General features: G+C 59.7%; 12 protein-coding genes. 3 read left to right on the top strand and 9 right to left on the bottom strand.

All coding sequences use genetic code 11. The features are described 5' to 3' along the window. Nucleotides 1-12 precede the first annotated feature (12 nt). The gene (locus AC13RM_RS25545) at nt 13-1,668 is read left to right on the top strand and encodes a sensor histidine kinase (protein ID WP_113230794.1); all 1,656 of its coding nucleotides are present in this window, start codon (nt 13-15) and stop codon (nt 1,666-1,668) included. 139 nt (nt 1,669-1,807) lie between these two features. On the opposite strand, the gene AC13RM_RS25540 is transcribed toward AC13RM_RS25545, so the two are convergent. The 6 genes from AC13RM_RS25540 to AC13RM_RS25515 form a co-directional block, all read right to left on the bottom strand. Continuing rightward, entirely contained in the window at nt 1,808-3,202 is a 1,395-nt protein-coding gene (locus AC13RM_RS25540) for an NAD(P)(+) transhydrogenase (Re/Si-specific) subunit beta (RefSeq protein ID WP_374816566.1), read from the bottom strand. 10 nt (nt 3,203-3,212) lie between these two features. Beyond that, nucleotides 3,213-3,611, bottom strand: coding sequence for an NAD(P) transhydrogenase subunit alpha part 2 (locus AC13RM_RS25535; RefSeq protein ID WP_095435830.1), 399 nt, complete (start codon nt 3,609-3,611; stop codon nt 3,213-3,215). A 1-nt stretch (nt 3,612) separates the two neighbouring features. Then, the gene (locus tag AC13RM_RS25530; protein WP_374816459.1) at nt 3,613-4,776 is read right to left on the bottom strand and encodes a Re/Si-specific NAD(P)(+) transhydrogenase subunit alpha; all 1,164 of its coding nucleotides are present in this window, start codon (nt 4,774-4,776) and stop codon (nt 3,613-3,615) included. 110 nt (nt 4,777-4,886) lie between these two features. Beyond that, entirely contained in the window at nt 4,887-5,111 is a 225-nt protein-coding gene (locus AC13RM_RS25525; RefSeq protein ID WP_041677669.1) for an aa3-type cytochrome c oxidase subunit IV, read from the bottom strand. 228 nt (nt 5,112-5,339) lie between these two features. Further along, nucleotides 5,340-7,655: a putative bifunctional diguanylate cyclase/phosphodiesterase gene (locus AC13RM_RS25520; protein WP_374816460.1), complete on the bottom strand. Its 2,316-nt coding sequence runs from the start codon at nt 7,653-7,655 to the stop codon at nt 5,340-5,342. Nucleotides 7,656-7,885: 230 nt separating this feature from the next. Next, a complete protein-coding gene (locus AC13RM_RS25515; RefSeq protein WP_285173017.1) occupies nt 7,886-8,992 on the bottom strand; it encodes a TRAP transporter substrate-binding protein in 1,107 nt (368 codons plus the stop codon). Between the two features lie 290 nt (nt 8,993-9,282). On the opposite strand from AC13RM_RS25515, the gene AC13RM_RS25510 reads away from it, so the two are divergent. After that, on the top strand, nt 9,283-10,071 hold the full coding sequence (locus tag AC13RM_RS25510) for a gamma-glutamyl-gamma-aminobutyrate hydrolase family protein (protein WP_374816461.1): 789 nt from the start codon (nt 9,283-9,285) through the stop codon (nt 10,069-10,071). Here AC13RM_RS25510 and AC13RM_RS25505 read toward each other — a convergent pair whose 3' ends face one another. The 3 genes from AC13RM_RS25505 to AC13RM_RS25495 all read right to left on the bottom strand — a co-directional run bounded on the left by AC13RM_RS25505 (nt 10,072) and on the right by AC13RM_RS25495 (nt 12,732). Continuing rightward, nucleotides 10,072-11,040 (bottom strand): 2-hydroxyacid dehydrogenase, encoded by a 969-nt coding sequence (locus AC13RM_RS25505; RefSeq protein WP_374816462.1) that lies wholly within the window; start codon nt 11,038-11,040, stop codon nt 10,072-10,074. Between the two features lie 41 nt (nt 11,041-11,081). Further along, complete coding sequence (locus AC13RM_RS25500; RefSeq protein WP_113230801.1) at nt 11,082-12,101, bottom strand: LacI family DNA-binding transcriptional regulator; 1,020 nt, start codon at nt 12,099-12,101, stop codon at nt 11,082-11,084. 118 nt (nt 12,102-12,219) lie between these two features. Next, nucleotides 12,220-12,732 (bottom strand): MarR family winged helix-turn-helix transcriptional regulator, encoded by a 513-nt coding sequence (locus AC13RM_RS25495; protein WP_285173023.1) that lies wholly within the window; start codon nt 12,730-12,732, stop codon nt 12,220-12,222. A gap of 86 nt (nt 12,733-12,818) precedes the next feature. Between AC13RM_RS25495 and AC13RM_RS25490 the strand changes: the two genes are divergently transcribed. After that, on the top strand, nt 12,819-13,610 hold the full coding sequence (locus tag AC13RM_RS25490; RefSeq protein WP_374816463.1) for a creatininase family protein: 792 nt from the start codon (nt 12,819-12,821) through the stop codon (nt 13,608-13,610). Nucleotides 13,611-13,612 lie beyond the last annotated feature (2 nt).

Here is a 13,612-nt window from a genome sequence, read left to right as displayed (position 1 = left end):
GTTGATCGCCCCATGAGGAAGCCGCATTTCCCGAAAGCGTCGATTGGTGCCTATCTGATCGCCATAGCCCTGGCGATTGCCTTGCCTATTCTCGCCTTCGTCGCGCTGCTTCTGGTCCAACTCGAGAATAATGAACGCGATGCTCTGAAGGGCGACACGGTTCAGGATGCGCAGGCGCTTTCGCGTGTCATCGATCGCCAATTGCAGGACATGGCGACGACGTTGCGCCTCCTGTCTTCCTCGCCGGAACTTGAGCGCAATGACATCGCCACCTTCTTCGCCCGCACGGAAACGGTATTGCGCACCGATTCGCTTTTCGTGCTGCTTATGGAAAAGGATGGCCAGCTCCGGCTGAATACACGCTGGCCGCTCGGCAAGCCACTCGGCAAGACCGGCAACATCGCCGCACTTCAATCGGCACTGGATTCCGGCCGCATCGAGGCATCCGATGTCTTCATAGGCTCGACCGCCCGCCGCTGGGTCTATAACGTCACCCTGCCCCTCGAACATTCGCCGGCCGGCGCCGCTTTGGCGGTAACACAGGATGCCGACGAGCTCGCCAAGCTCGTGACGACGGAAGCCCTGCCACCCGGCTGGTCTGCCGCCGTTCTGGACAAATCCGGCCATGTCGTTGCCGCCGGTGGCCCAACGACCCTCGCCCCGGGCGACGCATTCAATAAGAACATCCTGCCGAAACTGATCGCATCCAGCGGCGTCTATCAGGATGACAAGGTCCTGCCGAACGCAGTGCTCGGTTACGCGCAAATCTCAGGCTGGTCCTGGAAGGCCGTCGTCTGGGGTCCGATCGCCTCTGCGCAGGCTTCGCTGATGAGCACCTGGCGCTTTCTGATCTATGGCGGTGTGACGCTGCTGTTGGTTGCGCTGATTGCCGTCTATGCCCTGGCCCGTCAAGTGCGCACCACCATACAGGATATTGCCGATATGGCAGAGCGCATGGGCCGCGGCGAGATCGTGGCGCCGGTCGACACCAGCGTCATCGAGGCAAATCAGGTAGCTGTCGCGCTTTCCAACGCATCCTTCGACCGCAGCGTTACCGAGGACCGATTGCATTTCGTCATGCACGAGCTCGTCCACCGCACCAAGAATCTGTTGGCGCTCGCGCAGGCAATGACGCGCCAGCTCGCGCGGCAGACCGACAGCGTCGATACCTTCCAGCGAGCGGTCGCCGACCGGCTGGAAGGCCTGGCGCGTTCGATCGAGGTGCTGACCAGCGAACAATGGTCCGGCGTATCGCTTCGCCGCGTGATCGACATCCATCTCGCGACTTTCCTACAGGCACCTCAGCAGCTCGACGTTCTCGGCAATGACTTCCTGCTGAAGCCAGAGGCGGTGCAGAATCTCGGCCTGGTCCTGCACGAGCTTGCCACCAATTCGGTCAAATATGGCGCGCTGTCCGCGCCGGAGGGCAGGATCACCATCGAATGGACGAACGAAGCCGCTGAAACCGGCACCAAGATTCGCTTCGTCTGGACCGAAAGTGGCGGTCCGCCGGTCAAGCCGCCGAGCGATACCGGCTTCGGCACCACCGTCACGAAAACCCATGCCGCGGCATCCTTCAGCGGCCATGTCGAGGTCGATTTCCGCCCGGCTGGTCTCGTCTGGATACTGACCGCACCACGCAGCATGATGGAACGTCAAAGGAACTGAGAGCAGTTCCAGCAAAAGTGCGAAGCGGTTTTGCGTCCGGAACGGCGTAAAAACAGGAAGATAGAGCGTTTTCGCGATTCGAAGAAAAGCGGAATTGCTCTGAGAACGGAAACACCGCTCTTGCGGGCGCAGCGGCAGCCTACTCGTTCATCGCCTTGACGATTTCTTCGGTCACTTTCTTCGCATCGCCGAGCAGCATCATCGTGCCGTCCTTGTAGAAAAGCGTGTTATCGATGCCGGCATAGCCGGAGCCGAGCGAACGCTTGACGAAGAGGCAGGTTTTCGCCTTGTCGACGTCGAGGATCGGCATGCCATAGATCGGCGACGTCTTGTCGTCGCGCGCCGCTGGATTGGTAACATCGTTGGCGCCGATGACATAGGCAACATCGGCCTGGGCGAATTCCGAATTGATGTCCTCGAGCTCGAACACCTCGTCATAGGGTACATTGGCCTCGGCGAGTAGCACGTTCATATGGCCGGGCATGCGGCCGGCAACGGGGTGGATGGCATATTTCACCTCGACGCCATGCGCCTTCAGCCTGTCGGCCATTTCACGCAGCGCATGCTGGGCCTGCGCAACCGCCATGCCATAGCCGGGCACGATGATGACCTTGGAGGCATTGGCCATCAGATAGGCAGCGTCCTCGGCCGAACCGAGCTTCACGGTCTTGTCGGAATTGTCGGCTCCGCCCGAGGCCGTCTCGCCTCCGAAACCGCCGAGAATAACCGAGACGAAGGAGCGGTTCATGCCCTTGCACATGATGTAGGACAGGATCGCACCCGAAGACCCGACAAGCGCGCCGGTAATGATGAGCGCGAGATTGCCGAGCGTGAAGCCGATGCCGGCGGCCGCCCAGCCGGAATAGGAATTCAACATCGACACGACGACGGGCATGTCGGCGCCGCCGATCGGTACGATCAGCAGCACACCGAGAAGTAACGACAGCGCGACGATCGCCCAGAAGGCGAGATGACTCTCGTTCGCCGCCAAGCTGATGATGGAGACCACGATCAGCACAAGCAAAGCGGCATTGATGACATGGCGGTTCGGCAGCAGGATCGGCTTGCCGGACATGCGTCCGTCGAGTTTCAGGAAGGCGATGATCGAGCCGGTAAAGGTGAGCGCGCCGATCGCGACACCGATCGCCATCTCGATGCGGGCTTCCGTATGGATATGGTCAATTTCGCCGATGCCGAAAGAGGATGGCGTATAGAGCGCCGAAGCCGCCACGAGGACGGCTGCCAGACCCACCAGCGAGTGGAAGCCTGCGACAAGCTGCGGCATCGAGGTCATCGGAATGACGCGCGCGATGTAGGCACCCGCTCCGCCGCCGATGGCAAGGCCCAGAACGATCAGCACGAAACCGCCGAAGGATGGCGTCGCCAGCACCAGCGTGGTGGCAATGGCAATGCCCATGCCGACCATGCCGTAAAGATTGCCGCGCCGGCTGGTGGCCGGATGCGACAGGCCGCGCAGCGCCAGGACGAACAGAACGCCGGAGACGAGATAGAGGAAAGCCGCGATATTGCTCAGCATGCCGCCCTCACTTATCCTTCTTCTTGTACATCGCCAGCATGCGCTGGGTGACAAGAAAGCCGCCGACGATATTGACCGAGACGAGAACCAGCGCCACAAAGCCGAAGCCCGTGGCAAGGCCGCTCGCCGAAATGCCCACGGCCAGCAGCGCACCGACGACGATGACCGAGGAGATGGCGTTCGTCACCGCCATCAGCGGCGTATGCAGGGCCGGCGTCACCGACCAGACGACATAATAGCCGACGAAGATAGCCAGCACGAAGATAGCCAGTTGGAAGACGAAAGGATCGATTGCTCCACCGGTTGCGGCACTGGCAACCTCCGGCGCCTGTGCTGCAGCGGCCGTAACGGCGGCAACGGCATCATTCAGTTGCTGGAGTGCCTGGTCCATTGCTTGGCTGGCCATCTCAGAGATCTCCCTTCTTGATCGTCGGCTGGTCGGGATCGACGAAATTCGGGTTCACGACCTCGCCGCCGTCGGTCAGCATCGTCGCCTTGATCAGCTCATCGGTGCGGTTGAGGGCAAGGCTCTTCGTATCCTTGTCGACCATCGTCTCCAGGAAGGTAACGAGGTTCTTGGCATAGAGGGCCGAGGCGCTGGCCGCGATCCGCCCGGCCATGTTGGGATATCCGACCACCTTGACACCCTCGACATCGGCGATCTTGCCGTATTCGGCCCCCTCGATATTGCCGCCGCGTTCGACCGCGAGATCGACGGCCACGGCGCCGGGGCGCATCGCCTTCAGCATGTCGCGCCCGACAAGGCGCGGCGCCGGTCGCCCCGGAATGAGCGCCGTGGTGATGACGATATCCTGCTTGGCGATGTGATCGGCGACGAGTGCCGCCTGCTTTGCCTGATACTCTTTCGACATTTCCTTGGCATAACCACCGGCGGTCTCCGCCGCCTTGAACTCTTCGTCCTCGACCGCGACGAATTTCGCGCCGAGCGAAGCGACCTGCTCCTTTGCGGCCGGCCGCACGTCCGTCGCCGAAACGAGCGCCCCCAAACGCCGTGCGGTGGCGATCGCCTGCAACCCGGCAACGCCAGCACCCATGACGAAGACCTTTGCCGCCGGAACCGTGCCCGCCGCCGTCATCATCATCGGCAGTGCCCGGTCATAGACCGCAGCAGCCTCGATCACGGCTTGATATCCTGCAAGATTGGCCTGCGACGACAGCACGTCCATCGACTGCGCGCGGGTGATGCGCGGCATCAGTTCCATGGCGAAGCTCGTCAGCCCTGCGCGCGCCATCTCGGCAAGAGCAGCCTCGTTGCCATAGGGATCCATGATGGCGATGACGATCGCGCCGCTCTTATAGCCGGAGATCTCCTTGCTCGTCGGGCGTCTGACCTTGAGGATGACATCCGCCGCCTTCGCATCCTTGATGGAACCGATCCGGGCGCCGACGGCTTCGTATTCGGTATCCGGAATGCGCGATAAAGTCCCCGCACCGGCTTCGATCACCACATCGAAACCCAGGTTCTTCATCTTCTTTACCGTCTCGACGGAAGCCGCAACACGCGTCTCCTCCGCCACGCTTTCCTTGGCCACGAAAACCAGATTGCTCAACGACGACACCTCGCATCAGACGGCGCCGCTCCTGAATGCGGCGGCGCTGTAGCCTGCAGAATCATGGGAAAGCGCGGGCGATCGGCCCGGCATCGATCAGCGCTGCAATATCAGCGCAACAGGACGACGCTGGCGATGGTCAGAACGATGAATATCAGGACGCCGCCGAGGAAACCGGCATGACCAAAGAAACCGGCCGCCATGGCGATCAACAATGCGGCAACGATCGCAGACCCGACCTTGGCTCCCGAGATGAAAAGATTATAGGTCTTCTCATGCTCCTTGTAGTCCATGGGAGCACCCACTTCGGCGGGTCCAGTATGATGTTCGGCCATTCAGAATTCTCCCCTCGATCCTCTCCGCCGACAGACAATATAATTGCCAGCTGGAGCTCGTCCTCAAAAGTTGTGGTAGCCTGCAATGGATACCGCAACCAATTTCCTCCACCGAGGGGTTACACAAAGCGAGGAAAAATGCAATGCACGAGAAGGTCGCAGGCGGGCGTAGGCTGACGGAATCGCCGATGGATTTCGAATACGCCCGCATCGAAACGACGACGCCGGTTAGGTCGCGACATCAGACGGCAGGATTCTGCCGGCGCCCAACTGCCGTCGGCTAAGACTGGCCACCCTCTCGACAACCTGCTCCGGCGGCACCGGAGGCGAAAATACATAACCTTGGATGATATCAGCCAGGTTCCGCTCGACGACCAATGCCAGCTGCTCCAGCGTCTCGACACCTTCGATCACGATATGAAGGCTGAGCGCGCGGGAAAGATCGACGATACCGCATAGCAGCTTGAAACGGCGACTATCCGTCGTAATGTCACGAACGAAAGACCGATCGATCTTCACGACATCCACAGGCAGCGTATCGAGATAGCTGAGGCTGGAAAATCCCGTTCCGAAATCGTCGATCGCAATGGTGATGCCTTTGGCGCGCAGATCGGCGAGGATGGAGCGAACGGTCGCCACCTCATCCATCAGGCAACTTTCAGTAACCTCGAGATGCAGGCGGGATGGCTCCAATCCTGACGCATCAAGCGCCGCCATGACGATTTTGACAATCTCGCCATTGCGCAGATCCTGTGCGGAGAGATTGACGGAAACCGCAAGCGGCGCAGGCCATGAAGCGCAATCCTTGCAGGCCTGGTCGACCATGAAGCGAGTGATGCCGGCAACGATGCCCATCTCCTCGGCAATCTGCACGAAAAGATCGGGCGGGATCGAGCCCTTTTCCGGATGGATCCAGCGTGCAAGCGCCTCGCAGCATTCGATCCGGGAGCCATCCGGCGTGAACATCGGCTGATAGACGGCCTGAAGCCTGCCGGTTTCCACCGCCTCGCGCAAATCATCCTTCAGCTTCTGCCGCTCGACATAGCGTGCGTCCATCTCCTGCTCGAACGCACTGCAGCCGCCCTTCAGCCGCGATTTGGCGTCGAAGAGCGCGAGATCGACCTTGATCTGCCACTCCTCCGGGCGAAACTCACGGCTGGACATGGTGAGATATCCGCCGCTGACGGAAATCCGGAAACTGCTGTCTTCCACGCTGTAGGTCCCGGCCGTTGCGGCATGCAGAGTGTGGATACGGGCATCGATATCCGGGGCATCGTCTTCATTCGGAAAGAACAGCACGAATTGATCACCGACAAGACGAGCGGCAATTGCTGTGGTACCGGCAAGCTGCTTCAGGCGCTCGGCTATGGCGACCAGCAGGCGGTCCCCGGCAACATGTCCCTTGGTATCGTTGACGTGTTTGAAGTCATCGATATCGAGAACCAGAATGCCGATGCGGCTTTCCCGTTTGCGCCCAGCCAGCCTCTCCTTGACCAGATCCATGAAATATTCGCGATTCGGGAGCCCCGTCAAAGGATCGTAGCGCACCATATGCAGGATCTTGCGCTCCGCTCGAATACGCACCGTCACGTCTTCGAAAATCAGAATCACGATCCCATCCGCACGGCGGCTGGCCGAAAATTCCAGGAACTGATCCTCGTTGAATTGGATGAGCGTTCGCGACAGCGTGCCGCTGACGAGCTGTGCCAGCTGCCGCTGGATGAGCCCGGGCAGCGATCCGTCGATGAAAGCGTGGCGGGCGCCGTAGCGTAGAACGACATCGAATTCGCAGTCCTTGAGCCGCTGCGCATCGGCAAAATTGAGGAGCTCGCATGCCTTGCGATTGACGACCAGAATGCGGTTCTGGGCATCCAGCATGAACAGCCCGTGCGTCATGCTGTTCAGCGCAGTGTCGAACCTGTCGGCCATCAGCGATATCTCGCGCGAAGCGATGATGTTCCGGTAAAGAAATTCGCGCATGCCATTCGCCATTGCGCGCGTCGTCAGTCCAAACGGAATGAGCATGAGGGAGGCTATTGCCTTGTAAGGCTGCTGCAACAGCAGGCAGGCAATGATGATCGGCACGCAGCAGGCGAGAATCTGAAGATCCACCGCCCGCGGCGAACCATAGTTGCGGCCGACGATCGACACCATCGACGCCATGGTGACGGCGACGCAGATGAATTCCGCCAGCGGATCGCGCAGAATGAGGATGGCATAGCTGCTGCCGATGCCGAGGATGGCCGCCGTCGCCGCCGCGCCGATTACATAGCGCACTTCCCAGCCGGCAATATCGGCGCGCGTAAGATCATTCTTGTCCGCGGCGTCGAAGAGCTGGAACAAATGGATGCGTAAGCCAAAGACAACCGCAAACCCCACGCAAAAGGCCAGATAGATGCCCGCATGCGTGCTCAGGAAGACGAGGGTATATGTCAGGATGTGAACGAACACGCCCGTGATGAGCGTTTTGCGATTTCCGAAAAGCGAACTGACGAACGACAGATAAATATCCGTCGGCACGGTGTCCGGGCTTGGAGGCTTCATTCAGACTTCCCCTGATGCGGCGGACACCCTAGTGGAAACCCTTTAAAATTTACTTGCCCGAACAGAGCACATTCGGACAGATTTTCCAATCAAAGCGGCAGCTTAAGTTGAAGCGGGATTATGATCAGAACTGCACTGGCGCAATGATTCTCGGCTCCCATTGAGGTGGATATAATATTTAAAGCACTAATAAAGAAAACAATATATCGACAAAGACTTATGAAATACGATTACAGCTTGCCCGCCCGCTGCTGGATCATCATAAAGGTATCGAAAGTATACTCGGAAAGCTGCATCCAAAGATAGGCATCCTTCTTATAGGCGACCTGATCCTCATAAATGCGCTTGAAATAATCGTTTGACTTGGAGAGATCGGCATAAAGCGCGCTCGCTGCCTGGAAGCAGGCCTCCATGATCTCCTGGCTGAAAGGTCTGAGCGTCACACCCTGCTGCACGATATCCTTCAGTGCCTGGGGATTTTTGACGTCGTATTTCGCCAGCATGTTGGTGTTGGCGAAGGCGCAGGCGTCGCCGAGAATTGCCTGATAGTTCTTCGGCAAGGCGTTCCATTTTTCCAGATTGAAGAAGGCATGCACCACGGCGCCACCTTCCCACCAGCCGGGATAATAATAGTATTTGGCGATCTTCTGCAGGCCGAGTTTCAAGTCGTCATAGGGCCCGACCCATTCGGCCGCATCGACCGTACCCTTATTCAGCGCGTCATAGACACCGTTGACCGGAATATCCTGCTGCGGCACGACGCCGATCTTCTCGATCACCTTCCCGGCCAGGCCGGCGATGCGCATTTTCAGACCCTTGAGATCGTCGAGCGTATTGATTTCCTTGCGAAACCAGCCACCCATCTGCGCACCGGTGTTGCCTGCGGGAAGCCCCAAGATGCCCTGCGTGGCATAGAATTCGTTCATCAACTTGTTGCCGTTGCCCTGGTAGAACCAAGCATTGGTCAGCCGGGCATTGAGGCCGAAGGGCAGCGCCGTGCCGATGGCATAGGTCGGATCCTTTTGCCAGAAATAATAGGAGCAGGTGTGCGCGGCATCGACGGCGCCGGCGCTGACCGCATCGGCTGCCTGTGCACCAGGAACGATCTCACCGGCCTCATAGGTCTGGATGACGAAATTGCCGTTGGTCGCGTCGGAAACATGCGCGGCAATATCTTCCGCGCCGCCATAGATCGTATCCAGGCTCTTGGGAAAGGAAGAGGTCATCTTCCAGGTGATCTTCGGATATTCCTGGGCAAGGGCCGGGCTCGCAAGCGCGGAAGCGGCAGCACCTGCGCCAACAGCTCCTGCCCGCCTGATGAAGGAACGGCGATCCATCGAATTCTCCCATACGGACGGCATTGCTGGGGAACGGCGCGTTCCCCGTCACGGCGCAAGCGATGGAACTAACCATGCCGCACCCGGTCTTTCAAGTTTGCTCTTGCACCGCATTATGGCGATTCCTGTACATCGGCGTAACGAGCCGAAACAAAGCCTTGGGAAAACCTCTGCGCGTTGCCGGCCAGGCCGTATTCGCGTAAGTTCGTAAGGCGCAAGTCGCCCTCGGATCGACATCAAGATCGTCCAGAGGTCCAATGAACAAACGTCTGCAGCCTTCGGAGCCTTGCATGCCCAGACCGATCATCGCCATTCCCGCCGATATCCGCGAGTTCGATGGCACCAGCTGGCATGCGGTGCAGCTGCAATATGTACGCGCTGCCGTGAAGGCTTCGGGATTGATGGCGCTGATCGTTCCCGCGCTGGAGGACGGCAACGATGCGGACGCCATTCTCGACCGGGTGGACGGGTTGCTCGTTTCCGGTTCGGCGACCAATGTGCATCCATCCCTCTATGGAAAAGAGGCAAGGGACAGCGACGGCCCCTTCGACCCGGCGCGTGACGCGACATCGCTGCCGCTCATTCGCCGCGCGATCGATCGCGCCATTCCGATGCTCGCCATCTGCCGCGGCATTCAGGAGCTAAACGTTGCCCTTGGCGGCACGCTCGCCAGCGAAATCCAGGACCAGCCGGGCATCTGGGATCACCGCAAGCCGCCGAATGTCGATCGCGATACGATGTATTCCATCCGGCAGAGCGTCTTCGTCAAGGAAGGCTCCTGTATCGCCCGCGCCGTCGGACCGGGTGAAGTGCGTGTGAATTCGCTGCATCGCCAGGCGATCGCCGATACGGCGCCGAGACTGCAGGTGGAGGCACTGGCCGAGGACGGCACGATCGAGGCCGTCTCCGTTATCGGCGCCAAGGCCTTTGCCGTTGGCGTACAATGGCATCCGGAATATTGGGCAGAAACGGATTCGCCATCGCTGAAGCTCTTCACCGCCTTCGGCGATGCCGTGCGCGACTATGCTGCGAGCAAGGAGCGGCCTGCGGTCGCTCCGTATCAGCAAAAAGCCGTCTAATCAGCCTCGCGGCTTGACCGGCGTTTCCGGCACCGGCGTCACAGGCTCACCCCTAGCGAACCATTCGATGATGTTGTCGGCAACGAGATCGGCCATGGCATCGCGCGTCGGCACCGAGGCCGAGGCCACATGCGGTAGCAGCGAAACGTTCGGCAGCGAGAGATATCCTGTGGGGACATTCGGTTCGTCGTAGAAGACGTCGAGACCGGCTGCGCCCAGCGTGCCGTTGCCGAGGGCGGTTATCAGCGCGTCGTCATCGACGGACCAGCCGCGGCCGACATTGATAAACACACCTTGCGGCCCAAGCGCCGAGAGGATGTCCGCATTGATGACCTTGTGCGTCTCAGGCGTCTTCGGCACGATGGAAATCAGCGTATCCACCGACTGCGCCATCTCCTTCAGCGTCGGGTAGTAATCGTAAGGCAGGGAGTCGCGGGGCGAGCGGGTATGATAGCCGATCTTCACCTTGAACGGCTCCAGCCTCCTCGCGATCTCCAGGCCGATGCGGCCGAGACCATTGATGCCGATGCGGCGTCCCTTCATCGAAAAGGGCGAGAGCGGAAAAGCCCCTTCCTTGACCCAGCGTCCCTCGCGCAGCCAGCTTTCAGCCTTGGGAAACTGCCGCAGCGTGTTCAGCAGCAGGGCGATCGCGGTATCAGCAACCTCATCATTCAGGACATCAGGCGTATTGGTGACGACGATGCCCTTGGAGGCAGCGTGCTTGACGTCGATGCCGTCATAGCCGACGCCAAAATTGGCGATGACTTCGAGATTCGGAAAGGCATCGATCCAGCCGGCATTGAAGCCACCCGCAACCGCAACGCCGCGAATGCGGGCTGCGGTTTCCGCATCGACCTTCGGGCCGCCATCGCGTTCGACCGAAACGATATCGAACTGCTTACCGAGCCTTTCGAGGACGCGCGGGTGTATCTTCCCCGGAACGAGGACGGCGATGCGACTATCGGACATGGATCTTTCCTTTTGAGATACGGTTCGGCGCCGAACCGCTGCTAGCGAGCTTTATAAGGCGCCGTCGATTGGCGGATGCGCATTTCCGGCTTGATCAGATGGATACCATCCGGCTCATGGCTTCCCGCCAGCCTATCCAAAAGCGCGCGCGCTGCAAGCCTTCCGACCTCGGCTTGACCGTTCCAGACGGTGGTCAGCGCCGGCGTTGCGATCGCCGCCTCTTCCAGATCGTCATAGCCGGTGACGGAAATGTCCCCCCCGGGGACGAGGCCGGCGCGTGAAATGCCGTTCATGAGACCGATGGCGACCAGATCGTTCCAGCAGACAGCCGCCGTCGGCTTCTGCGGCAGCGACAGGAAATGCACTGCCGCCTCGAAGCCGCCCTGCTTGGAGCGGGCGCCGGGAATACGCAGATTGGGATCGACTTCTATGCCCGCCTTGCGCAGCGCGTTCACATAGCCCTGATAGCGGTCGCGCCCTGTCGAGGTCTGATCGGTGCCGCCGATCATGGCAATGGAGCGGTGACCGAGGCTGATCAGGTGGTTGGTCGCAAGCGAGATACCGTAGCTGTCGTCGCCGCGAAAGGTCGGCAGATCCAGCGCCTCGATCTGTCGCGCGACGAGGATGGCCGGCATGCCGTTTTCTTCCGCCAGCTCGAAATCCTCCGGCGGCGTGCCGATCGCCGGCGACATGATGACGCCGTCGCCGCCGAGCTGCAGCAGCGTCTCGATGAAGGTTCGCTGCTTTTCGACCGAATCATAGTGATTGGAAAGGATGAAGGTATGGCGGCTGCGGTCGAGCTCGCTTTCGATCGCCTTCAGGATTTCTCCGTAGAAGGGGTTCATGATGTCATGAACGACGACGCCGATGATGCCCGATCGCGATGTCCTCAGGCTCGCCGCGCGGCGATTGTAGATATAGCCCAGCGCACGGGCCTGGTCCTTGATCTTTTCTCGTGTATTAACCGCAACCAGTGGGCTGTCGCGTAAGGCCAGAGATACCGTTGCCGTTGAAATGCCCAGCGTTTCCGCAATCGTAGAAAGCTTTATCTTTTGCGCCACGCGCGCCCTCCCCGTGAAACGCAGCCGTAACATATCCCGTTCGTTTTACGATTCCGGAATTTAAAATCTTTAATTAAAAGCTTTAATCCCGCTGCGCAACACGAATTCTTGAGGATTCTCAGAATTCGTCTTCATCCTCATCGTCATCTCCGGCCTGGAGATTGTGCTCGATCGTCTTGAGCAGACGCACAAGCGAGCGGATATCTTTTTCCGAGAAGCCGCGGGTCGCAAGCTCATCGCAGCTTGCCGCCGAACTTTCGATTTCGCCGACGCTGTTTCGCCCTGCTTCGGTCAGATAGACCTTGGTCAGGCGGGCATCGTCGGCATCCGGCCGCCGTTCGACGAAGCCTTGCGCCTCCATGCGCCCGATCGTGCGAGTCATCGTCGGCGCCTTGACGCCGAGCTTCTGCGCCAGCGTACCGGCCGGAAGACCATCGCTTGCCGCGAGCGCAAGAATGACACCGTCCTGTCCAGCATAGAGGCCGCTCGCCGTCAGGCTGCGCGTCATCACCGTGCGCATGGACCGCGCCGCCTGCGTCAAGGCCGGCGACAGATCGGCAAGCGTGTAGTCCCGGTGATCCTTCTTCTTACCTGACTTACTTTTCTTCCCGACCTTGTTCTTTTTGCCCATCGTGATTCCGTTGACCTTTTCGCCGCTAAGTCATCACGCTATGACATTGCGCAGGTTACTGACATAAACAAGAGGTACATCCTCAGATGGCGCATCCTTTGCCATGTTTCGATGACAATGATGAAACATTGACGCTCGAAGAGCGAAGAAAATGGATCGCCGTACTGCCACTTGGCGCCTATGAGCAACACGGCCCGCATTTGCCGTTCGAAACCGACGCGCTCATCGCGGAAGGAATCGTCTCGCGTCTCAAGGTTGCCTTGCCGGCAAACCTCCCGGTCACGTTTCTCGCCGTCGAGCCGGTGGGCTATTCGATCGAGCATATGGATGTCGCCGGTACCCGGACGCTGGCTTTCGACGAAGCTGTTCGGCGGTGGCTCGGCATTGCCGAGCAGATGAACAATCTCGGCATCCGCAAATTCGTCATGCTGAATGCCCATGGCGGCAACTCGCCGCTGATGACCATCGTCGCGACGGAAGCGCGCGTGCGCTTCAACATGCTGGCGGTCGCCACCAGCTGGACGCGCTTCGGCGTGCCGGACGGGCTGATCTCACCGGATGACAAAGCCATCGACATTCACGGCGGCGATATCGAGACATCGGCCATGCTGGCGCTGTATCCGGAGAAGGTGGACATGTCGAAGGCGGCAAACTTCCCGTCACGGCAATCGGAGTTCATCAAGGGCTTCAAGCATCTGCGCGCCTATGGACCTCACGCCTTCGGCTGGAAAATGGCCGATCTGAGCAGCCGGGGTGTGGCCGGCAACGCGGCCGTGGCGACGGCTGAAAAGGGCGAAAGGCTGATTGCCCATGCCGTTAAAGGTCTTGTCGAACTGCTTGAGGATGTCAACCGCTTCGATATGTCGACACTGTCGTGACT

It is taken from the genome of Martinezella sp. CNPSo 3732 (assembly GCF_057784515.1).
The sequence above is the reverse complement of the archived record's forward strand: the minus strand, read 5'-3'. Positions and strand labels throughout refer to the sequence as shown.